This window comes from Photobacterium sp. R1, from assembly GCF_054600795.1.
This window is the reverse complement of record NZ_BAAHZP010000013.1, coordinates 55,501-81,096: the sequence shown is the minus strand read 5'-3', so window position 1 is coordinate 81,096 and position 25,596 is coordinate 55,501. Positions and strand designations below refer to the sequence as shown.

The 25,596-nt window shown below is 52.0% G+C and carries 19 protein-coding genes; 12 read left to right on the top strand and 7 right to left on the bottom strand.

The genetic code is table 11. The features are described 5' to 3' along the window. Positions 1-227: 227 nt before the first annotated feature. The 3 genes from ACYP03_RS18950 to menH are packed head-to-tail and all read left to right on the top strand — an operon-like array spanning position 228 to position 4,133. A complete protein-coding gene (locus ACYP03_RS18950) occupies positions 228-1,559 on the top strand; it encodes an isochorismate synthase (RefSeq protein ID WP_459781704.1) in 1,332 nt (443 codons plus the stop codon). Then, positions 1,559-3,337, top strand: a complete 1,779-nt coding sequence (gene menD, locus ACYP03_RS18945) for a 2-succinyl-5-enolpyruvyl-6-hydroxy-3-cyclohexene-1-carboxylic-acid synthase (RefSeq protein WP_459781640.1) — start codon at positions 1,559-1,561, stop codon at positions 3,335-3,337. The genes ACYP03_RS18950 and menD overlap by 1 nt, the downstream gene beginning before the upstream one ends. After that, positions 3,327-4,133, top strand: a complete 807-nt coding sequence (gene menH, locus ACYP03_RS18940; RefSeq protein ID WP_459781638.1) for a 2-succinyl-6-hydroxy-2,4-cyclohexadiene-1-carboxylate synthase — start codon at positions 3,327-3,329, stop codon at positions 4,131-4,133. The genes menD and menH overlap by 11 nt, the downstream gene beginning before the upstream one ends. A gap of 111 nt (positions 4,134-4,244) precedes the next feature. Here menH and ACYP03_RS18935 read toward each other — a convergent pair whose 3' ends face one another. Further along, positions 4,245-5,450 (bottom strand): metallophosphoesterase family protein, encoded by a 1,206-nt coding sequence (locus ACYP03_RS18935; protein ID WP_459781635.1) that lies wholly within the window; start codon positions 5,448-5,450, stop codon positions 4,245-4,247. 46 nt (positions 5,451-5,496) lie between these two features. Further along, positions 5,497-8,964: an alpha/beta fold hydrolase gene (locus ACYP03_RS18930; RefSeq protein ID WP_459781633.1), complete on the bottom strand. Its 3,468-nt coding sequence runs from the start codon at positions 8,962-8,964 to the stop codon at positions 5,497-5,499. Between the two features lie 456 nt (positions 8,965-9,420). Between ACYP03_RS18930 and menB the strand changes: the two genes are divergently transcribed. The 9 genes from menB (at position 9,421) to ACYP03_RS18885 (ending at position 20,660) form a co-directional block, all read left to right on the top strand. Then, positions 9,421-10,287, top strand: coding sequence for a 1,4-dihydroxy-2-naphthoyl-CoA synthase (gene menB, locus ACYP03_RS18925; RefSeq protein WP_459781631.1), 867 nt, complete (start codon positions 9,421-9,423; stop codon positions 10,285-10,287). A gap of 17 nt (positions 10,288-10,304) precedes the next feature. Continuing rightward, the gene (gene menC / locus ACYP03_RS18920) at positions 10,305-11,282 is read left to right on the top strand and encodes an o-succinylbenzoate synthase (RefSeq protein WP_459781630.1); all 978 of its coding nucleotides are present in this window, start codon (positions 10,305-10,307) and stop codon (positions 11,280-11,282) included. Further along, positions 11,279-12,748, top strand: coding sequence for an o-succinylbenzoate--CoA ligase (gene menE, locus ACYP03_RS18915; RefSeq protein ID WP_459781629.1), 1,470 nt, complete (start codon positions 11,279-11,281; stop codon positions 12,746-12,748). Before menC ends, menE begins: the two co-directional genes overlap by 4 nt. A gap of 146 nt (positions 12,749-12,894) precedes the next feature. Next, entirely contained in the window at positions 12,895-13,275 is a 381-nt protein-coding gene (locus ACYP03_RS18910; RefSeq protein WP_459781627.1) for a hypothetical protein, read from the top strand. Positions 13,276-13,412: 137 nt separating this feature from the next. Beyond that, positions 13,413-14,270: a hypothetical protein gene (locus tag ACYP03_RS18905; RefSeq protein ID WP_248142890.1), complete on the top strand. Its 858-nt coding sequence runs from the start codon at positions 13,413-13,415 to the stop codon at positions 14,268-14,270. Positions 14,271-14,638: 368 nt separating this feature from the next. Further along, complete coding sequence (locus ACYP03_RS18900) at positions 14,639-17,233, top strand: alpha-amylase family glycosyl hydrolase (RefSeq protein WP_459781625.1); 2,595 nt, start codon at positions 14,639-14,641, stop codon at positions 17,231-17,233. 131 nt (positions 17,234-17,364) lie between these two features. Further along, the gene (locus ACYP03_RS18895; protein ID WP_248143375.1) at positions 17,365-17,511 is read left to right on the top strand and encodes a hypothetical protein; all 147 of its coding nucleotides are present in this window, start codon (positions 17,365-17,367) and stop codon (positions 17,509-17,511) included. Between the two features lie 419 nt (positions 17,512-17,930). Continuing rightward, entirely contained in the window at positions 17,931-19,490 is a 1,560-nt protein-coding gene (locus ACYP03_RS18890; protein WP_459781623.1) for an ABC-F family ATP-binding cassette domain-containing protein, read from the top strand. 12 nt (positions 19,491-19,502) lie between these two features. After that, positions 19,503-20,660 carry an MFS transporter gene (locus ACYP03_RS18885; RefSeq protein WP_459781620.1) on the top strand — a complete coding sequence of 386 codons (1,158 nt, stop codon included), beginning with the start codon at positions 19,503-19,505 and terminating at the stop codon, positions 20,658-20,660. Between the two features lie 59 nt (positions 20,661-20,719). Here the strand turns inward: ACYP03_RS18885 and ACYP03_RS18880 are convergent, their stop codons facing one another. The 5 genes from ACYP03_RS18880 to ACYP03_RS18860 form a co-directional block, all read right to left on the bottom strand. Next, positions 20,720-21,436, bottom strand: coding sequence for a Tim44 domain-containing protein (locus ACYP03_RS18880; RefSeq protein WP_459781618.1), 717 nt, complete (start codon positions 21,434-21,436; stop codon positions 20,720-20,722). 37 nt (positions 21,437-21,473) lie between these two features. After that, positions 21,474-22,256 carry a Tim44 domain-containing protein gene (locus ACYP03_RS18875; RefSeq protein ID WP_459781616.1) on the bottom strand — a complete coding sequence of 261 codons (783 nt, stop codon included), beginning with the start codon at positions 22,254-22,256 and terminating at the stop codon, positions 21,474-21,476. A 55-nt stretch (positions 22,257-22,311) separates the two neighbouring features. Then, positions 22,312-23,082, bottom strand: coding sequence for a TIM44-like domain-containing protein (locus ACYP03_RS18870; RefSeq protein ID WP_459781614.1), 771 nt, complete (start codon positions 23,080-23,082; stop codon positions 22,312-22,314). 313 nt (positions 23,083-23,395) lie between these two features. Further along, on the bottom strand, positions 23,396-24,415 hold the full coding sequence (locus tag ACYP03_RS18865) for a zinc-binding alcohol dehydrogenase family protein (protein WP_248142883.1): 1,020 nt from the start codon (positions 24,413-24,415) through the stop codon (positions 23,396-23,398). A 27-nt stretch (positions 24,416-24,442) separates the two neighbouring features. Further along, the gene (locus ACYP03_RS18860; RefSeq protein WP_459781612.1) at positions 24,443-25,549 is read right to left on the bottom strand and encodes an alkene reductase; all 1,107 of its coding nucleotides are present in this window, start codon (positions 25,547-25,549) and stop codon (positions 24,443-24,445) included. Positions 25,550-25,596: the final 47 nt, after the last annotated feature.

Below are 25,596 nucleotides of genomic sequence, written 5' to 3'. Positions count from 1 at the left end.
TCAGGCAGGAACACTGTTCCTGTTATCCCTAAAAAAATAAACGGGCTGAAAATGGGGGCTTTCTGATCAGGGATATAAGGACGATGAAAAAAACTTCAAGATTCCGGGACACACTATTTATTCCCTCCGGAAATACGGCCAACTTTGATCTGGTTCAGCCTTGTAACTTTCTCTGTGAATAGAATGCAGGGATGGATCGGTCGGATTATCTGTTCAGCGAGGTCAAGATGTTTCACTTCTGTCAGGCTACGGCCACATTGATTGAACGTATCAAAAGGGCTTCTGCAGACGTCGTACGTCTGGTTGAGCCTGTGGGTGAACGATCCCGGACGGGCGACTCGGTCAATCCTTGCATTGACTGGTTTGATGCGCAGCCGGTTTACCCGAAACTGTACTGGCATTCCCGGGATGGCGTCGAAGAAGTGGTCGCGCTGGGGCAGCAAGCAACGTTTTCAGACCCGATGCCCGCCTATGCGCTGCTGCAGGGAGATCAGCGCATCTGGGGATGCCGGGCATTTGATGGTCAGGCTGACAACCCTGATCCTGCGAAGTCTTCTTTCTTTTTTCTGCCGCATCTTGAGTTGATCCGGTCGGGTGAGCAATGGTCGCTGGCGGTGAACCTGCACGCGGGCAAAGACGCAGCAATTAAGGTATTACAGCAACTGGTCAGTGAGTACCCGTCGGTACCGCCGATTGTCTCGCAGATTGTGTCGGTTCGGCACGCACCCGCTCAAGACGGCTGGCACAAACTGGTCAGGGGGGCGCTGAGCGACATCCGGGCACAGTTCATGGATAAAGTGGTCCTGGCGCGTCAGACCACAGTCGGATTCGATTCGGCCTGCTCTGCGGCTCAGGTTCTGAAAGCCAGCCAGCAGGAAAATCGTCACAGTTTTCACTTTCTGCTGGCATTCGATGCAAGACGGGCATTTCTCGGCTCGACGCCGGAGCGTTTGTACCGCCGGGAAGTTCGTGCTCTGCAGACCGAAGCGCTGGCCGGGACCATTGGCCGGGGCAAAAGCGGAGCCCACGATCAGCGGCTGGGCCGGTGGCTTTGTCTGGATGCCAAGAATCTGCAGGAAAATCAGTATGTCGTTGACGATATTCTTGATCGTCTGCGCCCTTATACCGATTCACTGTCCGCCGAAGATACGGTCAGTCTGGTCAGGCTGCGTCAGGTGCAGCACCTCAAGCGGCACATCAGCGGCGTTCTGAAACCTGACGTTTGCGGCGTCAGACTGCTGCATGCCTTGCAACCGACTGCAGCCGTCGCGGGGTTACCGCGTCACAAAGCAATGCAGTTTATTCTGAAGCATGAGCCATTTGAGCGGGGCTGGTATGCCGGTTCGCTGGGTTATGTCAGCCTGCCCAAAGCAGAATTCTGTGTCGCCCTGCGCAGTGCGTATCTGATTGATGAAAAACTTCATTTATTTGCCGGGGCTGGCATTGTGCAGGGTTCGGATCCGGCCAGCGAATGGCAGGAAGTGGATAAGAAAATGTCGACCCTGCTGGCGCTTTTCACGGATGTTCGATCTGATCTGACTGTATCGGAGGTGGCCTGATGGTGGCAGAAGTTTCAGGCGATAAACCAATCGCGCAGGCTGAGTTGAACCGCCTCTGGTCCAGAATCCTGCTGGAAGAACTGACCCGGCAGGGTGTTGCCCATATTTGTATTGCGCCGGGATCGCGCTCGACGCCGCTGACACTGGAAGCCGATGCGAACCCGAAGCTGACCTTGCATACCCACTTTGATGAACGCGGACTGGGTTTTCTGGCACTTGGTCTGGCGAAGGCCAGTGGTCAGCCCGTGGCGGTGGTGGTCACGTCCGGCACGGCTGTCGCCAATCTGTTACCTGCCGTTGTTGAAGCCGGACTGACCGGGGAAAAACTGGTGCTGTTGACCGCAGACCGCCCGGTTGAACTGGTTGGCTGTGGTGCCAATCAGGCCATTTATCAGCCGGGGCTGTTCTCCAGTCATGTGACGGCCAGCCTGGAACTGCCCAGTCCGTCGCAAAACGTGCCGCTGAGCTGGTTGCTGACTTCAGTGGATGCGCTGATGCATCGCCAGCGGTGTGAAGGCGGTGCGCTTCATCTCAACTGTCCTTTCCCGGAACCGCTTTACGGAGATGCCGGGCTGGCAGAAGACAGCGCTTATGGGCGTGCACTGGGTGACTGGCTGACACAGGCCGCACCTTATGTGCAGTATGACATGGGCAAAGCCGCGCCTGCGTTGCCGCCGGATTGCGCTGCACTGGCGGACGGAAATGTGGTGATGATTGCCGGTGATTTGTCCGCCAGTGATGCCCGGGCTGTGGCGGAACTGGCACAAAAACTGGGTTGTCCGCTGCTGTGTGATCCGCAATCCGGGATCAGCAGTGACTGGGCCCATTACGATCTCTGGCTGCAGCACCCTGAGCTGGCAGCGCCGCTGAATGATTGCCGGCTGATCCTGCAATTTGGTCCGCGGCTGATTTCCAAGCGTCTGAATCAGTGGCTGGCCGGTCAGGTGAGAAAAGGCACCTGTGATTACTGGTATGTGTCGCCGGATAGCAACAGGAATAATCAGAGTCACCTGCCGCAGCGACAGATGGTTGCGGAGATCCCCGACTGGATCCGCGCAGCTCTGGCAGTATTACCGGCGGATATGTCTTCACAACACACAAATGCCGCCCGAAACAGCTGGAGCGGGCTGACCCAAAGTGCTGCCCGGAAAATCCGCTCGCTGCTGGATGAGGATCGTACAGAACAGCCGGGTCTCACTGAAATGGCACTGGCGATGGATCTGAGTCAGCGCGGGCAGCAAGCCAGTCTGTTTCTCGGCAACAGCCTGATCGCCCGGCTGGTGGACATGCTGACCGTTTTCGGGGGACGCGCGGTTTATTCCAATCGCGGTGCATCTGGGATTGACGGGCTGGTCGCCACAGCGGCTGGTGTGCAGCGGGCCACCGGTACGCCCCTGATGCTGATGCTGGGAGATACCGCGCTGCTGCACGATCTCAACTCACTGGCATTACTGAGCCATTGTACGGTTCCTGTCGTGATTGTGGTCACCAACAATGACGGAGGGGCGATTTTTGATTTGCTGCCGGTACCGGAAGACGACAAACAGCGGTTGTATCAGATGCCCCATGGCTATGCATTTAGGCATGCTGCCCACCAGTTTGGTTTAGGTTACTGCAAAGCAGAGACGCTGGCGGAGTACCAGTCGGTTGTCAGCGAACACCTCAGTTCGGGGACAGGCAGTTCAGGAACAGGGGCTTTGCTGGTCGAAGTGCAAACGCCGCCGGGACAGGCTGCCGGACAGCTCAGTCAGTTGATCCGGAGGCTGCATGCTCTTTAGCCGCTTTCATGCTGAAGGCAGTGACCCGGAACAGCCGGTTCTGGTATTTCTGCATGGTCTGCTGGGAAATGGCGATGACTGGCGTTCCTGCACGGCGTATCTGCAGACGCACACGTGTGTGGCGGTGGATTTACCCGGCCACGGTCAGAGCCATGGCGTGTGGTGTGGCTCGTTCGATGAGGCAGTTCGTCAGGTCAGGGAAACGCTGCTTGCGGGCAATTTATCGGGCCGTCCTGTCTTGCTGGTCGGCTATTCACTGGGGGGCCGGATTGCGATGCACGGGGTCGCCAACGGGCTGTTTGCGCCGCTGGATATCCGGGGGCTGGTGGTCGAAGGCGGGCACTTCGGGCTGGCTTCAGCGGGTTGCAGAGCCTTACGCTGGCGGCATGATCAACGCTGGGCACGCCGTTTCAGGCGGGAGCCCGTGAGTACGGTATTAAAGGACTGGTATCAGCAGCCCGTGTTTGCTTCTCTTCAGGCGACACAAAAACAGCATCTGGTGATTCAGCGAAGTGAGAATCGTGGTGACAGCGTTGCGCACATGCTGCTGGCAACCTCTCTGGCCCGGCAGGATGACCTGCTGGCACTGCTGAAAACACAGCCGGTGCCGGTACATTACCTGTTTGGCGCGCAGGACCGTAAATTTACCCGGCTGGCGCTGGAGAGCGGGTTACCGTCGACCCGGATTCCAGAGGCGGGGCACAATGCCCATCATGAACAGCCGCAGGTGTTTGCCCGGGTGCTCCGGGACCTTATCGACCGGCGGATTCTGCTGCCGAAATCTGAACAGGCATAAGCCAGAGGTGTCGTGGCATGCACCCGTTTTGGGGTGATGTCACGACACATGATGCCCGCTTTGCCATGCATACAAATGGCCATGCATACAAATAGTCACGCGTATGTATGGTCAGGCATGGACCTGATGGAAGGGCACTCCGCCGTCTTCATCAATCATGGATTCAGTCAGTTGTGCGGCCTGTAACTGCACCAACGCAAATCCGTTTTTCACGCGCAGCGGGATGTTCGGGTCGTTGGCATTCCGGGTTTCGTACCAGGCAATGTCCGGATTCCCTTGCAGCATTCTGGCGTTACCGTAGGGAATTGCGCCATGGCCGACACAACGACCCAGCATGCCAGCCTGCGACTGATAAACAATCCCGTTGTGCAGATGTCCCCAGAACCAGAAGGTGGGAGCACGTCCCAGTGCATCGACCACCGGCTGGTAACAGGAGCCGTGATTCCGGCCATCGATCGCCAGCCCTTCATGGTGCGATAGCACAATGACCTTTTTATCTTTGGGCAGCTGTGCCAGCCAGGTCAGCTGAGTTTGGTTGACTTTGCCTTTCAGGTAGAAATCAAAGGTATCGGCGTCATACGCTGTATCCAGACCAACAATCAGCCAGTGGCTGTTCTCCAGACAGAAAAAGCTGCAGCCGCGTTGCTGTACAAATTTCTTCTGCAAAGCGATTTCAAAATAAGAATGCGCACCATTGTACATTTCGTGATTTGAATTGAGCGTGAAGCCGCCCATGCTGCCCATGGGCCAGCATTCAACTAAGTTGTCCGTTTCTTCCTGAACTGTACCGGCGTAATAAACATCGCCCAGATGGATCGTGAGCTGCGGGGCACATTTCACGATTTGTGTGGCAACTTTTGTACTCGGGGCATCCGGTTTCCATGGCCCGGTTCCCCAGTCGCCGCAAATCGCAATATCAATATCATCGGGAATAGGAATTCTTTGGGGCTGGTCTTGAAATGAGGCTTTGTCGTCAATGTGGATCAGCCATTGTTCGAATGAAATAGCCCAGTTCGGATCCAGTAATTCCCATTGACCGACCCCGAGCAGTTCACCATCGGATTCGACTCGTGTCGGGAACAGACTTTTGTCGGTTGGCAGCTTGTGCCCCCCTTCCGGCACCAGATCCAGCAAACTCAGGACATGTGCGAACTCATGCCCCTCAAGTTTTCCGTCCTGGCCATCAACCAGTCTCTGTGCTTGCATGTGGATGTCGGTCAGTTTTTGCATGACTGCATCATGAACTTCAACCGAGACCCGATTTTTAAAGTTCTGATAAGCGGTTTTCAGGCGCTGCTTTAATGCTGATTCGTCCATCATTGTCCCCGTTATGAGTGCTGAATAAAGTATGTTCAGACAGCTTTCATGCAGTCTGATCCAGGTGTTTCACGATGAGCGGGTAGACATCCCGGCTGGCATTGCGCCCGAAAATACAATCAATGTGTCCGTAATCGGGAATCACATGCCGTGTGTAGTGCGCCGGTCCGAACCGGTTCACCAGCGTCTGATAGGTGAGCGCCGTACTTTCGGGCAGGTAGCATTCGTTCATGGCCCCGTGAATAAAACAGATCGGCAGCCGCAGCCGCTCCAGATGAGGGAGGTAACGATTATGTCCTCCGGCATCCGTCAGGAAACCGGCCCGGCAGCATTCGGCGAGATGCTGAAACGCGCCGATATTGGCCTCGGCAAACAATTCATGCAGATTGCGGTGCAGTGCTTCGTTTAATTGAGCGTGTCTGTACAAAGGGGCATAGTTGAAGGTCACCCGGTGGCAGACCGGATTGCTGCATTGCCCCTGGGCTTCAGCCAGCGCATAAACCGCCAGCGCTTTATCCCAGAGCCGCTCGCTCCACCCTTCGTGACTGTCGACATAGGCGGTGAGCGAATCCACTCCGAGTTTTTCCAGAAATGCAGGGATATGCAGCCCCGTTTTGACCTGTGTGGCCGTGGGAACCACGACGTCGGTTGCAATTTGCGAGCAAACAACGGAGCGAATGCCGGTTAACCCGCTGAGTAAAGCCATGAAAAAGGTTGAAGCGCCCCAGCAATGAACAACGGCCTGAATGGAATCTTTGCCGGTCTCTTCCTGAATTTTTCGCACTGCGGCCGGAAAGTCATACTGCGCGACCTGATCACCATTCGACTGCTGACGGGCGGCCGGAAGATCAATACTGACCCTGAAATCCAGTAACCACACATCGTATTGATGTGCACAGAGGAACTCTAACAGGTTGGTGTCGATTAGATCGGTCGAAAAAATATCTGAACTCACCCCCAGTCCATGCACCAGCATGACCGGTCCTTTGCTGCCTGCAGGGTAGCGGGTCAGACGCAGGGTGACGTTATCTTCCGTATTGAAGAAATGCACCTGAGGTGCCGGGGCGTTCAGCGGCCGTTTTTGTCGCGGGGGCGCCTCGGGGTTAAACCGATATGGTTTCGCAAAAATGCTGCCGTAACTTTCCCATAGGGCGCCTGCGAAATGCTTGCCAAATTTCGTCAGTGCACGGAGCCGGGACTGCTTGTCCGGGGCATTGAGCACTTTCATCGTCGTCATCTGTTTCAGAAAATCGGCGGCTTCAAGTTGCATGACGCCTGTCGCGATCACCGGGGAATCCTTCTGTGTCCCCCGCCGGATGGTGACGTACAGGGTGGAGGTGTCCTGCCAGATGTCCAGCGAGTCCGGGTCATCTCGGATCATTTTGTAGCCGCTGAAGAGAAAGCGCTCCTCTGTTTCGCTGCACATGATCATTGAATACACCATGTGTTTGGCATTCGGCATTTTCGGATAAGTCACGAACAGCTGGAAGGAGCCCTGCTCCACCGTCAGGGGGTTCTCTGATAAGAGAGGTATGCTGACCGTCCCGGTGATGCCAGCTTTGTGTGCTGAAGTGGCAATCATTTCCTTCAGGTTGTCCGAGCGAATGGTGAGGGTAAACGTGATGGGCTGTTGTTGCTGTTTTCCAAGCTGATAAGCATCGTGGTAGAGCGATGTGTTTTCCTCATCTATGTCACCGGATATTTCGGCGGAGAGGTACCCTTTCATGGTCTCAGTAAATTCGATGCCTGGGGTTTGTGCCGCAGCTGGGAAATCCCGCGAAACGGGCGGGCGCTGTGGCTGATCTGAAAAGTCATATTGAATGCTCTGGCCATAGTCCGCGGCAATGTACTGACAGCAACGCTCTGTGATCGCAGAAATGGTCAGCAGCGGGTTCACGGCAATCGACATGGGGATCACTGAACCATCGGAGATGTACAGGCCGCGGTGCACGGAAGTGCCGTGGCTTGAGTCAAAGACTTGCCCTTTATGATTGACCACACCCTGTTCAGCCGAATCCGCCATGTTGCATCCGCCCAGCGGATGCACGGTCACCAGGCTGTGGCGCAGTAATTTGGTCCAGATCGGGTTCTGAATGTAATCGCCTCCCAGGGCTTGGGTGGCCTGATGCAAGTTCTGATTCCCTTTGAGGACGTTGGGCTGTTCACCCACATTTTTCCACTTGATGCGCAGTCTGTTGTCTTTCAGCCGGAGTTCACCGGCGGCATTGTCATGGCTCATGATCAGATAGGTCTGCAACCGGTTCATCGCTCCCCGGTAAGGGCCGAGCAATTGGCTGTTCAGTTTTTGTCCTTCTTTCTTCAGCCACTCCGCCACGCTCCGGTGCGGGTCTTTGCCCATAAATACATCCGCACCTGCTAAAACCGGTGTCATGAATTTGCCGAGTGCCCCCGGGATTGAACCTTCTTCAATCACCATCCGGCTTGTCCTGTCATCGCCGTGACGCATGTCGATGACACTGGTAATACAAGGGCCCACCGGAGTCATCTCGCTGGGGTCGCGGTCGCCAAAGCCGATACCATTGATGATGTCATCGCAGTTATAACCGAATCCCAGAATATCGCCGTTGCCGGAAAAACCTTTGCCTAAGTGACCGGAAACACTGAGTCCCCGCTGTTTGCTGCGCAGCATGATTTCGTTACTGCCCATGGTACCCGCTGCAACAATCACGATATCCGCTTCGATGGTGCGGGTTTCCGGTTCAAATTTGTCTTTGTTGTTTTCAAGCAGATGATAGTGCACGAGCCAGCCTTGTTCGCTTTTCTCGATATGGCTGACGGAGATCTCACAGTAAATGTCTGCTTGATGGTTGAAAGCATCGGGCAGGTAATTCATTTGCGTTGTATTTTTGGCGCCGGTATTACAGCCTGAAACACAGTCTCCGCAATTGTTGCAGGCTTGCTGGGGAACCCCGACGTGATTGGTGCCGTTTTCCGGTGTGGCAAAGGTGACATTAATCGGCGCGCGGTAGAACTGCTGAGCCATCGCGTCGGCACTCTTTTGATGTGCAGTCATTTTCCTGAGCTTCGGGTAATCGTCCGGATAAACCGTCGGTTTCAGCATGTCTCTGGCTAAATCGAAGCCTTCTTTTAAGCGCGTGTCTTTGTCGGCTCTGAGGGCTTGCGGCCATCTGGGATCGTCGAAAATTTCCGGCTGAGGTTCCAATGACACGTTGGCATTGATCAGCGAGGTGCCGCCCAATCCGCACCCCACCACGACATTCTGCTCCCGGTTCACATGGATGTTGTACAGGCCGGTTGCGGAGCCGATTTTGCCGTCCGGGGTATCAAACTGTAATGCTTCGAGTGCTTGTTCTCTGGTCTCGGGAAACTCTCCCGGAAGTATTTCTTTACCGCGTTCCAGCAGGCAGACCGACAGACCGGCCCGGGCGAGCCGTGAGGCAGAAATCGCACCGCCATAACCAGAACCAATGACGATGACTTGATAACGGTGCTTTTCTTTCAGTTGAGTATTCGGAAGTGAGATACGGTTCATCCTGAATGTTCTCCGTCGGCGTTCGGGGTTCATGCTGTTCACGCCTTCATCAGATTGTGCGTGTTACCGAACGGCATCATCGGCAGGTTCTGTTTGCTGAAATTGCGGCCATTGAATCTGTGCCTTCCGGCAAGACCAGATTGAACCCGCAATGTGATTCATCCTGCGGCGGGACAGAGTGTGAACCTGTTGATACAGAGAGCAGAATGAACCACAAAATGAGTGTAGTTGAGTATGCGAAGGGCGCTTATCAGGCCGATCACAAAACTCGTACAGAGGCTGTGCCTTGATTGGAACAGGCAGAAAAAGATGTGGTGGATACAGTCAGACTTACGAACTGGTTCTAACTATGCGCAAAAACAAAGTTTGGGGATTGGTTGCAGTGCTATGCTCACCACCAGTATCGCCGTACAGGGACAGGCGAATTTAAAAATTTTCTTTGTTTTTGGAGTACATATGACAATCACCACAGGCATTTCAGAACAAGCCTTGTATGCACCGATTGAATGGATCAACTGTGGTCATGAGTATGCGGATATCCAGTACCACAAATCTGACGATGGGATTGCCAGGATCACGATTGCCCGGCCAAAGGTACGCAATGCATTCCGGCCCCAGACCGTGAAAGAAATGATGCATGCATTGGCAGATGCCCGGTATGACGACAAAGTCGGGGCGATCATTCTGACGGGATTGGGTGAAGATGCGTTCTGTTCCGGCGGCGATCAGAAAGTGCGGGGCGATTACGGCGGTTATCAGGATGACGCAGGCACGCATCATCTGAATGTGCTGGATTTTCAGCGTCAGATCCGCACCTGTCCGAAACCGGTTGTGGCGTCCGTGGCAGGCTGGGCCGTGGGCGGTGGTCATGTACTGCACATGATGTGTGACCTGACCCTTGCGGCGGAGAATGCCAAATTCGGCCAGACGGGCCCGAAAGTCGGTTCTTTTGACGGTGGCTGGGGCGCGTCTTACATGGCCCGGATCGTCGGCCAGAAAAAAGCACGTGAAATTTGGTTCCTGTGTCGTTTCTATGATGCGCAGGAAGCGCTGGATATGGGCCTGGTCAATACCGTGGTCCCGCTTGCTGAACTGGAAAGAGAAACCGTTCGCTGGTGCCGCGAAATGCTTCAGCACAGCCCGATGGCGCTGCGCTGCCTGAAAGCAGCGCTGAACGCCGACTGCGATGGTCAGGCCGGGTTACAGGAGCTGGCCGGGAATGCCACCATGATGTTCTACATGACGGAAGAAGGTCAGGAAGGCCGGAACGCTTTTAATGAAAAGCGTCAGCCGGATTTCAACAAATTTAAACGAAACCCGTAACTGCACGGGAAGAAGACATGATGAAGCGCTCGGCAAAACTTTACCGTTATCAACTGCCGATGGACAGCGGGGTCGTGCTCCGGGGTAAACATCTGACTGAACGACGTGGGTATGTTGTCGCGCTGCAAGAGGGGGAATGCAGCGGCCTCGGGGAAATCGCCCCGCTGTCCGGCTTGAGTGCGGAGTCACCGGATCAGGCGGTCCAACAGGCGAAAGGTGCACTGGCTGGCTGGGTCCGTGGATTGCCTTTGGTGGATTCCGGACTTTTTCCTTCGGTAGCTTTTGGCTTGTCGATGGCTGAACTGACCTGTGCGGGGCAGCTGCCTGCACAAGGCCAGTTCAGGACTGCGCCTTTGTTGAGTGGACAAACCGATGCCTGCCCGACACCGGAACACCGGATTGCCAAAATGAAAGTGGGTCGGGAGTCTCCGGCTCTGGACGCAGTCCGGGTGAATCAGCTGCTGGCAACTTATCCGAATCTGACGTTACGTCTGGATGCCAACCGTGCCTGGCTGCCGGAACAGGCACGGCAGTTTGCCAGCCATCTGACGCCATCTTTTGCCGCTCGTATTGTTTTCATCGAAGAACCTTGCCGACAGCCGCAAGACAGTCTGGCATTTACGTCAGACAGCGGTCTGCCACTGGCCTGGGATGAAACCTTGCAACAAGCAGTGAAGCAGCCGGAATTCCGGTTGGAAGATTTGTCCGGTGCGGCTGCCATCGTCGTGAAACCGAGTCTGATCGGCTCTGTACAGCAGTGCGCCGCGATCATTCGTGAGGCGAAAACACTGGGGATGGATGCCGTCATCAGTTCGAGTCTTGAGTCCAGCCTTGGCTTAACCCAGCTTGCCCGTTTATCGCACTGGCTGTTACCCGACAGCACGCCGGGACTGGATACCCTGAACCTGTTTCAGGCACAACTTGAAATTTCCTGGCCGGGCAGCCCGTTACCCCTTCAGGGCTTGGATGATCAAACCTTGGTGTGGCAGTCATGAGTGAGCATTTTCTCTGGCAGACATGGGCAACTGTTCAGCCCGATCAAATTGCACTGATCACGCCGGATACGGCATATAGCTGGCAGACACTGACGGTGCGGATTCATGCGTTGGCAAACAGTTTGTCGCAGCAGGGCGTGCAACCCGGCACTGTGGTGACGGCGGTCGGAAAGAATGCCCCGGAACTGGTGCTGCTGCATCTGGCCTGCCTGCAATTGGGCGCTATCACCGCGCTGACCATGCCACAGCCTGTGCTGCCCCTGCGGGAGAAGCTGGATGTCCTGTATGCAACTGAACCGAATCCAAAAGAGCTGAATCCAAAAGCACAGGCACGGTTTCTGTGGTTCAGTGAGCAGGCCCGAAATAGTTTCTCAGAACCGGACTGGCAAGCGCTGACGACAGACGCCACACTGCTGGATCTGGCGATTCAGCCTGAAGCCGACTGTGCTCTCAGCCTTTCGGATGTGAACGCCATCGCGTCCATTATTTTCACTTCCGGCTCTTCCGGTGCCCCGAAGGCGGTCGCGCATACGCAGGCGCAGCATCTGGCTTCTGCCCGTGGTTTACTGGATGTGTTTTCGTTTCAGCAAACAGACTGCTGGCTGCTGAGCCTGCCGATGTATCACGTCTCCGGATTATCGATTCTCTATCGCTGGCTGAGTGCCGGTGCTTGTCTGAAAATCGGCAGCGGAAAGCTGGAGGATGATATTCAGGGTGCTACCCATGCCTCACTGGTGGCGACTCAGCTCAAACGGCTGCTGGATCAGTTGGAGCAGCCGCAGCCCAAGCGACTGAAACTCAGCCATGTGCTGCTGGGCGGGAGTGATGTTCCTCTGCCTCTGTGTCAGCAGGCCGCACAATGGGGCATTGAGACCTGGCTGGGCTATGGCATGACAGAAGCCGCTTCCACCGTTACCGCCAAGCAAGTCGATGCGGTTGCAAGTGCCGGACGGGTTTTGCCAAACCGGCTGGTGCAACTGAGACACAACCGGATTTATATTGGCGGCCAGACACTCGCCAGTGGCTATTATCATCAGGGCCAACTTACTCCGCTGAACGATGCGCAGGGCTGGTTTGATACGAAGGATCTGGGGCTGTGGGTCGACGGCGAACTCCGTATCATTGGCCGGGCCGATAATCAGTTCATCTCCGGCGGCGAAAATATCCACTGCGAAGAAATTGAAGCTGTGCTGAATCGCCACCCTGCGATTCATCAAAGTATCGTCATTCCTGTTGCATGCGACGAATACGGCGCACGTCCGATCGCCCTGATCGACGCCGCTGAAGACCTTTCTACTCTGAACCTGCCGCATTGGCTAGCCAGTCAACTCGACCGCTTCAAAATCCCGGATGCATTTTACCCCATGCCCAAGTTGCCGCAGGCGGGCATTAAAGTGTCACGACAAGCGATGCAAGATTGGTTTGCAGATCACGCTGGTGAGGCTCGGCTAATAAAAACATTGTGATGCTGCCTTTTTATCGGAATGTTTGTCTCTGATTTTTGTGGGTGTGTGATGATATGCGATAAATATAAAGTGTAACAGTTTGAACACCTTAGATGTTTGCGTAAGATGCACGGCGGGTGTCGTTGAATCAAATGATTAGTATCAAGATGAGCTATTATCAGGAATGTATTGAAAGTATTGAGCAAATGCTGGCAGAAACAATTCCCAGCAGCGGGATTCAGGGAGCCTTTGGCAGGTTTTATGTCGAGGAATGGTTAGATAAACCATTTGGAGAATTGCTTGAGCCGTCTTATGACGATTCCAGAATTGGAATTGACAAAATGGATCATTGTTTTTCAGTTGTTTTGTCGTATCGATACGGATTAAAAAAAGGGTATATTCCAGAGTATTCCGTGAATCTTTTTGATAACTTAGAAGAAATCGGTTACTTTGAAACGCTGCTGAGTAAATTGAATGACAACGACAGAGATGCGTTCCTTTCTGATTTGATGAAAGTGAGAGAGCACAGAATGAAAAATTTTGAGTGAACCTATAGTGGCGGGCTGGCTTTAATCATTATCAACAGTTATTTAAGGTTGCTGAGACATCCATTGGTTGGGTTTTTCGGTTACGTTGTTCATTTCTGAATGCGGTCATAAAAATATCATGAGACGAAGGGGGGAATTTGAATAAGAATGAAGCAATAAGAGCAACGAAGAATGGTGCTATAGCTGCATTGATATCTGCATTTATCAGTCTGGTTGTGATTTTAATTGCCATTAATACAAATGCAGAAGGGAAGTTGGCAATAATGAATGATCCTGCCAATTTTTTCGATGTGGGGTTGATACTTGTTTTTGCTTTGGGAGTGTATAAAAAGTCAAGAATTGCTTCAGTTTTAGTTTTGGTTCATTTTATTGTGTCGAAATTAATTATTTCCATTGAAACTCAATCGGTTAACGGTCTGTGGATTTCTTTTGTTTTTCTCTATTTTTATGGCAAGGCCATCAAGGGAGCGTTTGTTTACCATAAATTAGATAAAGAGAATAATCCAGATTATAAGGAAACACCGAAATGGATTTATGTCATTAGTATCCCATCTGTTGTCGTTTTTATTTTAATCCTTGGGTTTGTGTTAATGTCAACTTTCGGATTTATTCCATCTACAAGAGTCCAATCAAATCAAGAGATTAGCAAGAATGACATCTCTATTCTTAGACAGAATGGTATTGTTAACGATGACGATAAGGTTGAGTTTTTCTATTCTCAAGGATTCTTATCAATTATGGAGAGTGGGAATGTTTTGACTCAAGATCGAGTGATTCTTTATTTGACAGATGAGAATGAATCGGTGCTGGTTTATGAAATTCCCCTGAGTGAAATCACCAGTGTAGAAATGGAATTACAGGGTGATATATTCACTGAAAGTATCTATAAAGTGAATACTGAAGATCCAGACCATTGGATCAAGCTTTTCTTGTCAGTCGAGCAAAATGGTGATCAAAAATTCATAAATGCTTTGCAGGATAGATTAGGAAGATAAGTATCTATCAATCACATTATACGTTTTTGAAAACCGATTCGCAGAAAATGAATCATGCTCTGACTCTGACTCTGACTCTGACTCTAACTCTAACGCCCCCACACTCCCTCAGGGCGTAGAATAGGGGGCGTAGGCAGGGGTTGAGATAACAAGATCACAGTTCAATTTTTTCTTGCCATACAATAGGTTAATCGGTTCACATTTCGATTGGATTTCACCGGAAGCAGAATTTCGGACGTTATTTTTTGTGCTATCTACATCTCACCTGACGGGCGCAAATCGCCGCGTCGGAGAGAGAGAAAATATTAACAATAACGTGATCCTTCGGGAGTCATTTCTCCCGCAAAGGACGGCAAAAGGAAATCGACATGAGAACCTTACCTACACTCGTGATTGGCGCGTCGCTGATCAGTGCCCCCGCGGTCGCCGACTGGCACTTCCGGGGAACGCCGAACCAGTGGAACGCGGCACAGATGACACAGATCGCGGCCAACCACTATCAAACCTGCCAGACTTTTCAGCAAGGGGATGCCACCGGTGGTGCCCGGTTTAAAATTGACCGCTACGCTGACTGGCAGGAAAGTTATCCCGCCAGCGATTACACGGTTACCGGAGATCAAAGCTATCAAATTGATTTTTATACCGACAGCCACAGCATACAAACCACGCAAGTTGCCAGTTGTGATAGCCAGACTTATGCACAAAATTTTAGCGTGCTTTATTTTCGCGGCACGGCCAACAACTGGGCCGCAGGTGCGATGACACTGGCCGGTGATCATACGTGGTCGCGCCTGATTCATTTTGACGGGCAGACCAATCAGCGATTTAAATTTGACCTGACCGGGGACTGGTCGCAGAACTATGGTGACAATCAGAATGACGGCGTGCTGGATGCGGCTGGCGGTGACATTTACACAAACGTGAGTGGCGATTATGTGGTCACGGTGAACGACCAGACATTGGCTTACAGTCTGACGGCTGTGAATCCATGTACCACTGACTGTGCGGTTCAGCCGACACTCGGCGCCACCTATCAACCGGATAAGACGACTTTTGCGATCTGGTCGCCGGACAAAAGCAACGTCACGGTCACCGTGAATGGGACAGAGTACCCGCTCACCAAAGTGAGTGACTTCAACGGTTACACCGATGTTTATCAGACCGAAGTCAGTGGGGATTTGTATCTGGCTGAGTACGCCTTCAGGATCAACGGGATTCCGGTCCGGGACCCCTACGGGAAAATGGTGAAACCCGGTACGGGAGACAGTGAAGCCATCAACATTGTGATGGATATGTCCCGCACCCGTCCTGAAGGGGGCTGGGCTGAGCGGCCTGTACTCGTCAATCGGGAAGATGCCGTGATTTACGAAGTTCATGTCCGTGATTTTACGATCGATGCCAGTTCTGGCGTGAGCGCGGCCAAGCGCGGTAAGTTTCTGGGCATGGTCGAAAGCGGCACCCGTTATAACGGACTGAAAACAGGGATTGATCATCTGGTCGATCTGGGGGTGACGCACGTCCAGCTGCTGCCCGTCTTTGATTTCGCGACTTGTGACGGACTGCCGGACAGCGACCCGTGTTACAACTGGGGTTATGATCCGCGCAATTACAATGTACCGGAAGAGCGTTATTCACAGGTGCCGACCGATTACGAGGCGCGTGCCAACGAGTTTAAGACCATGGTGAATGAATTCCACAAAGCCGGTATTCGGGTCATCATGGATGTGGTGTATAACCATACCTTTGCCAATGAAATGTTTGAAAACATCAGTGGCAGCTATTACACCGCAACGGACCTTTCCGGGACTGGCAACGCCATTGACGCCGACCAGCCGATGGTCAGCCGGATGATTCAGGATTCACTGGCTTACTGGGTTGATGAGTATGGTGTTGATGGTTTTCGTTTCGACCTGATCGGCATTTTCTCTTACGGGGAAGTTGAAAAATGGGGACGCACGCTGAATCAGCAATTCCCGGACCGCAATTTGCTCATTTACGGTGAACCGTGGAATGGCTACGCCAGTGATCCGAAAGAAGCGCAACGCGTCCGTTATGGCACAACGCACAACATGGCGGATGAACATGTTGGCGTCTTCAACGGTGCGTATCGGGAAGCGCTGAAGGGCTCGAATGACGATACCCGTACCGGTTTTATGTTCAACAATCTGGACAGTGCAGAAGCCGGATGGTCAATCTATGACGGGATGCGCGGTTCGGCATACGACCCGAACGACAGCCGGAACAGTACCTGGTTCAGGAACTATGCGGCTGATCCTGAGCAAAGCATCAACTACATTTCTGCCCACGATAACTTTGGGTTGTGGGATAAGGTTTACTTAAGTCTGTCGAGTGATGTCGTGCAGAACAGTTCCCACCAAATTCTCAGCCTGACGCCGCCCGCAAATCTCGATTACGCCAAGCGAGTGGTGAACTTTGGTATGGGGATGGTGCTGACCAGTCAGGGCATCGGGTTTGTCCATGCCGGGGATGAGTTCTTACGGACCAAAACCGACAATGAACAAATGAGCACCCCCAGCGCCTGGAACTTCGGTGATCACGGCGGCACGCACAATACGTACAATGCCCCGGACAGCTTTAACAGCATCAAGTGGCATCGTCGCGCTGACAACGCTGCTACCTATGACTACCTGAAAGATCTGATCGCACTGCGACGTAACCATGCCGGACTGCGCATGACCTCGAATCAGGATATTGCCAATTACCTGACGGTTACCAGACCGGATGCGTTTGGCGGCCAACTGGTGACCGGTTATATCACCTACCCGCAAGACACGCATAACCTGTTTGTGGTGTATAACAGCGGGAACCATCAGACCATCAGCCTGCCTGCGGGCAACTGGACGCTGGCTGCGGATGCTTCGGGTGCTCAGAACCAGCCCGGACTTTCCGGCAACGTTGTTGTTGAAGGGACAGCGGTGACTGTGTTTACGCAGGCCCGGTAAGGCTCTGATTCACAGGTGGCCTGACATTCAAAACCGGTGATCCGCTCAGGGTGACCGGTTTTTTTTGTGCGTTTCAGAACCTGCGGTCCGGAATTGATTTTTTGCTTTACCTTCCTGCAACGGGAAGCTTTATGCTGATGGCTGTTGTTGATGAGGAGGATACGATGGGCTGTTGTAATCAGGCACCGAATGGCGGCAGCAATAAGCTGGGGCTGCTGGTGAAGGGAATTTTGGGGCTGGCTGTGGTGATCGTGGTGCTGGCGGTCGCGTTTGGCTGAGCATGACATCGCTGACCGATGTATTGCGAATCGGAACATCGCGAACAGATGCGGAGTTGACTCTGACAATAAAGTTGGGTAACTTTCCGCCGAATACGAATTTGGACTTCTCTACGATGTTTTACATCCTCTTTAAGAATTTTGTCAGGCGAGTGTGCTCCGCGCATTAACACGATGAAGTGTTGCTCGGAGCTGAAACTCTTCTGAATCTTCATCAGATATAACCCTGCATGCCTGATTTTACAGGCGAATGTGTTGTATCTGAACAAAGTAGAGAGTGGGGCCGACGATGACCTTCATCGCCGGCCTTTTTTGTTTCTGGCAGACAGAAACAAAGCATGATGTTTCTTGAAGAAACTTCTTGAAGCGGGGGGCCGGTATGTCAATACCGCCCCCCGTTTTTTTATGGATGTAACACAATGAGTTTACTGAATATTCAAAATCTGACTTACCACATCGGCGACAAAACCCTGTATCAGAATGCCGATTTCATGCTGTTCCCCGGTGAGCATCTGGGGGTGACCGGTAAGAACGGCGTCGGGAAAAGTACCTTTCTGAAACTGCTTCAGGCAGAGATTCTGCCTGACGGCGGCGATATTGTCTGGCAGCCGTCTGTACAGATCGGTTATCTGGACCAGCATGCGCAGATGAATGCTGCGTTGTCTGTCCGCGGTTATCTGCAAACGGCCTTTGCTGATTTATATGCTCTCGAAGCGGAAATGATGGCGATTTATGCCTGCCCTGAAAAAAGTGTCCGGGACAGCTATCTGAGCCGGGCGGCGACGATTCAGGCCACGCTGGAAAGCCAGTCTTTTTACGTGATCAGCAGCCGGATTGATGCGGTGGCTGACGGGCTGGGGATCATTCAGTTCGGAATGGACACCCGGCTGGGTGATCTGAGCGGCGGGCAGCGGCACAAAGTGATGCTGGCTTCGCTGTTGCTGATTTCGCCGGATGTATTGCTGCTGGATGAACCGACCAACTATCTGGATACCGCGCATGTCGACTGGCTGGCTGACTATCTGAACAGCTTTGAGGGTGCGTTTCTGGTGGTGTCTCATGACCGGGCCTTTCTGAACCGGATCGCAACGGGGATCTGCGATATCGACCGTCAGCAAATCAGCAAATATAAAGGTAATGTGGATAAGGCGCTGGCCCAGAAAGCCAGTGCGGATGCGGCGCATGCCAAGCAGTATCTGGCGCAGAAAAAACATATCGATAGGCTGGAACAGTTCATCGCCAAAAACGGGGCCGGGGTCAATGCGAGCATTGCCAATGGCCGGAAAAAGCAGCTGGCACGCATGGATCGTCTGGCTGCACCAGAGCAGGAAAAGGCGATTTCGTTTGCTTTCCGAACTGCGGCTCATGCTGTACAGAAAGTGCTGTCGGCATCGTCACTGGTGATTGGTTATTCCCGGCCGTTGCTGCCGGAAATGGGCCTCACGCTGTCCCGGGGCGAGAAAGTGGTGATTGCCGGTTTTAACGGGATCGGAAAATCCACTTTGCTGAAAACACTGGTCGGCGAACTGGCGCCCATTGCCGGGCAGGTGGCGTTGTCACAGGGACTGAAACTGGGTTATTTCGAACAGGAATTACACTGGGATGATCCGGAGGCAACGCCTGTGAATCTGGTGAAATCTGCCTGCCCTGGTTCGGATGACAAAGCGGCCAGACAGCATTTGGCACGCTTTGGGGTTTCAGGCAAGCTGGCGATTCAACCGATCCGTTCACTGAGCGGCGGCGAGCAGACCAAAGTGAAGCTCTGCCGTCTGGCACTTCAGCCAACTAACCTGCTGGTGCTGGATGAGCCGACCACGCATCTGGATGCCAAAGTGAAATCGGCGCTGAAGCAGGCGCTGAAGGATTACAACGGAACGTTGATTGTGGTTTCGCACGAAAAGGATTTTGTCGCCGGATGGCCGGACCGGGTGGTGGATATCCAGTCAGTTCAGACGTCAGCAAGCGCGGCATTGGTTTAAGGAAAGATGAAGATGTTGAATGTTCTGCTGTTTTTGATTGCTTTTCTGGTCGGTGCAGATGAGCTGATGCTGGGGCCGATTCTGGCCCCTATCGGCAATGATTTGGGGGTTGCGCCGGAGCGGGTGACTTTGTTTATTACGACCTACAGCGTGGCACTGGCCTGTGTGGCACCGTTTTTGGGTGCTTATTCTGATCGACATGGCCGGATGACTGTGCTGATCCCAGCATCTTTGTTATTCGGGCTGGCTTCGGTGGCGACCGGTGTGGTCGGCACATTTGAAGCCGGTCTGGTGACTCGGGTTGTGACAGGCTTTGCCAGTGCCGGGATGTTGCCGATTGCCTTTGCCCTGGCAGCGGATTCTTCCGGTGGTGAAGCAATGAAACGGATCGCCTGGGTGCAGTCCGGACTGACACTGGGCATGATTGCCAGCCCGGCGCTGGGGGCATTTCTGGCGGAAAGCCTGTCCTGGCGGGCTGGTTTTTTGGTGCTTGGTGTCTGTGCCTGGATTATTGCAGCGGCATTGGGATATCTGTCTCTCAGCGAAAAGGATCTGCCGGTAAAAACCGTCGTTGCATCTGAAACGCGCGAAGATGCATCCGGCAAAATCTGGGCGATCCCCGGTGCGGCCGGGGCGCTGCTGGCCATGTGCTTTGGTCTTGGCGGCGGGATTGGGTTATTTAACCTGATCGGTCAGCACTTACGGGACACACAGGGCTTGTCCATGTGGTCAGTCGGCAGCCTGTATGCGGTGCTGGGCTGTGTCAGCGTAGTCGGCAATCTTCTGATGCCGCGGCTATCGGCGCATCTGGAAAGCGGTCGTCAGGTCATGCGTATTGCCTTATTGGTTTGTGTGCTGGTCAGCGTCTGGTTTTATCTGTTCCCCGCAGAAAATCTGCTGGTGCTGATTCCGCCATTATTGCTGTGGTCACTGGCGGGCGGTGTGGGTTCACCGGCATTGCAAAGCTATATTGCGGAACTGTCGCCGGCACACCGTGGAATCCTGATGTCACTGGCAATGACCATGATGCATTTGGGGGTTGCGCTATGGTCTGGTGTTGCCGGGTTTGTCTACACAACAGGTCCGGTCGGGATGGCATTACTTGCCTTTGTCCTGTTTGGCGTGGCAATGACGGTTTTGCAGCCGGTGAAAATGAAACGCGCATCATAAGATGAGTGTCCGCCCTGTACGGGATTGATCGTGCAGGGCGGAAAATTTTAGGCTGTATTTTACAGTGTATGGATATACTGGATGTCGGTTTCACGATAAGCAATTTCTGCAAGCTTCCACTCACCGTCAATCCGGGTAAAGGTCCAGTAGCTTGAAGATTTTTTGGCGTATTCTGTTCCTTTCTTCAACTGACCACTGGCTTTCGTGATTTTGCCGGTTTCCTTATCGACGACATAATCTTTGATCATCGCATTCAATGAAGCGGTTACGGTGATCCCGTCTTTAAGATCATTCAGATCTGCTATATGGATTGCATATGGTTGCAGGGATGTGATGCTTTCTATCCGGCAAATATTCATGACGCCTTCTTTTTGCCATGGCGTTAAAAAACGTTCGTTTTGCTGATGAAAATAATCATTTGTCATTCTTTTTGACAAGGCTTCTTTATTCATTTCCTGCCAGTAACGATAGATCTCATGCATCAGTTGCTCAAAGACAGGCTGAAGATTGATCCATTCAAAGTCATTGCTTTTTGCAATCAGGCAATCAAATTGCTGTTGCAGGTCAGACTTTTGGCTGGATGAATTACAAAACTCACAAATGAATAAAATAATGATGACAGGTACAGCAAGTATGATCACAAAAGGGGCGACACTTCCAGAAGAGCGAGCGTGTTTGAATGAAGATGAAAATCCTCCGGGGGCAGCCAAGGCGGATTCAGCGGCGAATGCGAAAACGAAAGCGGCTAATATGAGAATCGGAGTTTTATTTTTCATTGTTTATATTTCTCTGTCGATTTGAATGAATGCAGTTTTACTTAAGTCGGTTATCAATTTTCTCAATGTCCATCTGCTGATGAATCAATTTTATCTGTTTAGGAGAGTCGGCAATTTCAGCGAGATTCCATTTACCCTTTTGGAGTATGAAAGTCCAAAAGCTCTCAGAGTATTGGCTTTCCTTGTCACCTTCTATCAGGCCACCACCACAGGTGCTGATAAAATAATTTTTCCCTGTCGAAAGGAAGTGGAACGTTATCGTGATACCATGTTCTAAGTTTTTATTGTTTTGAATGTGGACTAAATAGGGTTCGAGTAAGTGGATCTCTTCTAGTGTGCGGATGTTGAGGATATTCTCTATTTTCCATACTCTGAAATATCGCTTATACATGAGTTCAAAAAAGTCTTTTGTCATTTTTTTTGAAAGAGCGTCTGTATCTGAAACTTCCCATTTCTGATAAATTTCATGGATGCGATCTTCAATGAATGTGTTGAGGGAATTTAAGTCAAATTCAGGGTGAATTGCAGATAGTGAGTGCAATTCAATATTTGCCTTTTTCTTGAATCGATTTACTTTATATGTTCTTACCGTGATAATTATTTTGATGAGAATAAAGAAAAAGATGGCTGATGTAAAAATATACCAAGGGAATGATATAGAAGAAGAGGTTGATTCTTCTATATAAGCTGATATGGCTTTATTTGCATACATTTCAGTTTTTGAATAATGTGTTGGTTGGCTGGTCTCAGCTATTGCCAATCGGGTAAAAAATACCACAGCCAAAGTTGATAAGATGAATAATGTTATTTGTTTTTTCAAGGTGTATTTTCCCTTCCAATGACGATTGTGTAAATTGACTTCATGCACTAAGGATTTAATTGTTTTTCTGGTATTGATTGACGAATTTTACGTGAGTCGGTCTGCTTGCGATTTCAGTCACTTTCCATTTGCCCTGACGGAGTATAAAAGTCCAGTATCTGATGGATTGAACATTTTCTTTTGTGCCTTCAACGATATTTCCGTTCTCAGGAAACTCCAGGTAATCTTTGACAATTGCATCCAGCTCAACAGTCAAGATGATGCCATTTTTAGCATCAAAATCTTTTTCGGTATGAATGAGATAAGGCTCGAGACTTTTAATTTTGATGATACGGCAAACATTGACAAAGCCTTCCTGTTTCCACTCCTGTAAATAGGGTTCGCTTTGTTCCCGTAAAAAATCCTGGGTCATGTACTTTGACAGTGCGGATATATTCAGGTTTTGCCATTCCCGATAGGTATTGTGCATCAGTTGTTCAAAAAGAGGCTGTAGCTTTTGCCACTCGAATGTTTTCTCATCTTCAGCAATTTCATTTAATCGCGCTTTGGCTGTTTTTTTGAGGGTACGAATTTGTTGTGTATTTGACAGCTTCAGAATCAGAAGGATGGGGATGCCGATAAATATCAGGAACGGGAGGAATTCAGGGATAGAGCCATCACCGCCATCAAAGTTTGTGCTGTGATAGGAATTGTATGAAGTGCTCGACGATGATCTTGAAGAAGAGCCTGATGATGCAATCGATCCTCCGGGACCAGCGACTGCGGAACCTGCAAAAATTGCGATGAGCAAAACTGTTATCAGGACAAGAAGTGATTGTTTTCTCAACGATATATCCTTAACCAAACTGAATGGCGGCATTATTTTTATGGGTATACTGTTGAGGGCGGATGGTGGCTGGCTGAGATTAAGCGCTGTGTTTCAGTGTCTTAAAGAGCAATGGAGGGCTGATAGCTTTTTTTGATGAGAGTTTTTCTGTGATGAATACTATTTTGTGAAGAAAGCTATATTGGTGAAGAAAGTTATTTGGTGAGAAACCCACGGCTTGTTGATCGACCAACGCCGGACTCGGTTTTGAAATACCCGCCCTGCATCGCGATTGCAATGCAGAGCGGTGGCGTTTTCAGCTTGTGAGAGCAGATTACTCCCAGCCGGACAGAACCACTTTGCCGATCATATTGCCTTGTTCAACCAAGGCATGGGCTTTGCGCAGATTGTCTGCGTTGATGGGTGTCAGGTGTTCCCGCACTGTGGTTTGCAGGGTGTCGTGCTCGACAAGCTGACTGATTTGGTTCAGCAGTTTACCTTGCTCATCTATATCTTCGGTCTGGAACATCGAACGGGTGAACATAAATTCCCAGATAAACCCGGCGCTTTTGCTTTTTAACGGTTCCAGATCCAGCGGTTCGGGGCTTTCCACGATACTGCAAATCATCCCCTGCGGCTTGATGATTTGTGTCATCGCAGCCCAGTGCCCGGCAGTGTCGTTGAGACAGAGGATATAATCCACAACCGGAAAACCCTGCTCGGCCAGTTGTTCCGCCATGTTCTGGCGGTGGCTGATGATCTGGTCTGCCCCCAGATCCCGGCACCACTGGGCGGTCTCTTCTCTCGATGCCGTTGCGATGACAGTCAGGCCTGAGATTTGATTTGCCAGCTGAATCGCCATCGAACCGACGCCACCGGCCCCGCCAATGATGAGGATGCTTTTGGGGCTTTGGAAACCTTCAGACGGGATGCCAAGCCGTTCAAATAAAGCTTCCCAGGCGGTCATTCCGGTGAGCGGCAGGGCCGCTGATTCCGCCATCGAAAGGGACTGCGGTTTTTTCCCGACAATACGTTCATCGACCCGGTGATATTCGCTGTTGGTGCCGGGGCGGGTGATGTCTCCGGCGTAATAAACTTCATCGCCTGTTTTGAATCGTGTGACATCTTCACCGGTGGCGATTACGGTACCTGCGGCGTCCCAGCCCAGCACGCGTGGCTGAGATTCAGTTTTGTCTTTCGGTGCCCGGACTTTGACATCGACCGGATTGACGGAAATGGCCTCAACCCGGACCAGAATATCCCGGCCGGAAACATTCGGGGCAGGGAGCTCGATATCCATCAGGCTGTCCGGGTTCGAAATGGGTAAATAGTGCGTCAGTGCGACAGCTTTCATGCTGGATTCCTCTATCTTGCGGATTGATTAAAGGTTTGGGTTATAAAAAGGATAATCGGTATAACCGGTCTCGTTGCCGCCAAAGAGCGTGGTCGGATCGGTGATTTCATTCAGCGGGAGCTGGTGTTGTAAACGATAGGGCAGATCCGGGTTCGCCAGAAACTTGCGGCCAAACGCGATCAGATCGACTAAACCTGTCTGCATCAGAGCCTGGCTTTTTTCCGGCGTATAATTCCCGGCAACTATGATGCTGCCACTGAAGGTGGCTCTCAGGGCTTTACGAAAACTGACGGACACTTCAGGGGCATCACTCCAGTCGGCTTCAGCCAGATGGATGTAGGCTATGCCGGTTTGTTCGAAGTGTCTGGCAGCCAGCAGGATAGCATCGGTGGCCTGCGGATCATTCATGCCGCGCTGGGTAATGAAAGGCGCCAGCCGGATGCCCACTTTGTCGGCGCCGATTGCTTCACTGACGGCATCAACAACGTCTGTGGCAAAACGAATTCGTTTTTCCAGCGAGCCGCCATATTCATCCGTCCGCTGATTTGAGGTGCGGCGCAGAAACTGATCGATCAGATAACCGTTCGCGCCGTGAATTTCCACACCGTCAAATCCGGCCTCGACCGCGTTGATCGCAGCCTGCTGGTAATCTTCAATAATGTTTTTGATTTCCGGGAGCGTCAGCGCGCGGGGAACCGGGCAGTCCTGCATCCGGCCAATGCCGTCTTCGCCGACAACCCAGACCTGAGCATCCGGTGCAATTGCGGATGGTGCGACCGGTTGCCCGTCTGCATGGAAAGACGGATGCGACATCCGGCCGACATGCCACAATTGCAGGAAAATTTTGCCGCCCCGGGCATGGACGGCCTGAGTGACAGCCCGCCATCCCTGAATCTGCTCAAAGCTGTAAATGCCGGGGGTGAACGAGTAGCCTTTCCCCTGCGGTGAGATTTGGGTGGCTTCTGTGATAATCAGGCCGGCACTGGTGCGCTGGGCATAGTAATCCGCCATCAGGAGGTTTGGAATATCCCCCGGCTGGCTGGTGCGTGACCGTGTCATCGGGGCCATGACAACCCGGTTGGAAAGTGTTAATGCGCCCAGTTGAAGCGGTGAGAACAGGTTGGGATCCGTCATCTTGAAACTCCGTTGAATGATTCAGTGATTGGACGCATTCAGTTTAT

Coding starts and splice junctions, on each gene's coding strand:
- menB (WP_459781631.1), top strand. CDS start 9,421: ATGACAATCACCACAGGCATTTCAGAACAAGCCTTGTATGCACCGATT.
- menE (WP_459781629.1), top strand. CDS start 11,279: ATGAGTGAGCATTTTCTCTGGCAGACATGGGCAACTGTTCAGCCCGAT.
- ACYP03_RS18930 (WP_459781633.1), bottom strand. CDS start 8,964: ATGAACCGTATCTCACTTCCGAATACTCAACTGAAAGAAAAGCACCGT.
- ACYP03_RS18860 (WP_459781612.1), bottom strand. CDS start 25,549: ATGACGGATCCCAACCTGTTCTCACCGCTTCAACTGGGCGCATTAACA.
- ACYP03_RS18910 (WP_459781627.1), top strand. CDS start 12,895: ATGAGCTATTATCAGGAATGTATTGAAAGTATTGAGCAAATGCTGGCA.
- ACYP03_RS18935 (WP_459781635.1), bottom strand. CDS start 5,450: ATGGACGAATCAGCATTAAAGCAGCGCCTGAAAACCGCTTATCAGAAC.
- ACYP03_RS18890 (WP_459781623.1), top strand. CDS start 17,931: ATGAGTTTACTGAATATTCAAAATCTGACTTACCACATCGGCGACAAA.
- ACYP03_RS18880 (WP_459781618.1), bottom strand. CDS start 21,436: ATGAAAAATAAAACTCCGATTCTCATATTAGCCGCTTTCGTTTTCGCA.
- ACYP03_RS18900 (WP_459781625.1), top strand. CDS start 14,639: ATGAGAACCTTACCTACACTCGTGATTGGCGCGTCGCTGATCAGTGCC.
- menC (WP_459781630.1), top strand. CDS start 10,305: ATGATGAAGCGCTCGGCAAAACTTTACCGTTATCAACTGCCGATGGAC.
- ACYP03_RS18950 (WP_459781704.1), top strand. CDS start 228: ATGTTTCACTTCTGTCAGGCTACGGCCACATTGATTGAACGTATCAAA.
- ACYP03_RS18885 (WP_459781620.1), top strand. CDS start 19,503: ATGTTGAATGTTCTGCTGTTTTTGATTGCTTTTCTGGTCGGTGCAGAT.
- menH (WP_459781638.1), top strand. CDS start 3,327: ATGCTCTTTAGCCGCTTTCATGCTGAAGGCAGTGACCCGGAACAGCCG.
- ACYP03_RS18865 (WP_248142883.1), bottom strand. CDS start 24,415: ATGAAAGCTGTCGCACTGACGCACTATTTACCCATTTCGAACCCGGAC.
- menD (WP_459781640.1), top strand. CDS start 1,559: ATGGTGGCAGAAGTTTCAGGCGATAAACCAATCGCGCAGGCTGAGTTG.
- ACYP03_RS18895 (WP_248143375.1), top strand. CDS start 17,365: ATGCTGATGGCTGTTGTTGATGAGGAGGATACGATGGGCTGTTGTAAT.